Origin of the sequence: Modestobacter sp. VKM Ac-2984, assembly GCF_026967985.1 — a bacterium.
Classification (GTDB): domain Bacteria; phylum Actinomycetota; class Actinomycetes; order Mycobacteriales; family Geodermatophilaceae; genus Modestobacter.
The window spans coordinates 1-256 of the sequence record NZ_JAPVBJ010000019.1; the positions used below are offsets into that span (position 1 = coordinate 1).

The following is a 256-nucleotide window of genomic DNA, read 5'->3' on the forward strand; positions in this document are numbered from 1 at the left end:
GGAAGTGGAAGCGGCGCAAGTCGTGGAGCTGACCGGTACTAATAGGCCGAGGGCTTGACCACTCACTCATCCAGCCTCTTCAAGCAAGATGTGTCGCGTCCACTGTGCAGCTCTGAAGGTACGGAACCGTTCTCATGGTTCCGCCTGATGCTGACCCTCAGCTGTGCTGGGGATCGGTTTTCGGGTACATCTTCACAGTGTTACGGCGGTCATGGCGAAAGGGAAACGCCCGGTCTCATTCCGAACCCGGAAGCTA

General features: G+C 57.4%; 1 rRNA gene. It reads left to right on the top strand.

The window, feature by feature from the left end:
- Positions 1 to 201: 201 nt before the first annotated feature.
- Positions 202 to 256, top strand: a 5S ribosomal RNA gene (gene rrf / locus O2W16_RS21745); the annotation flags it as partial.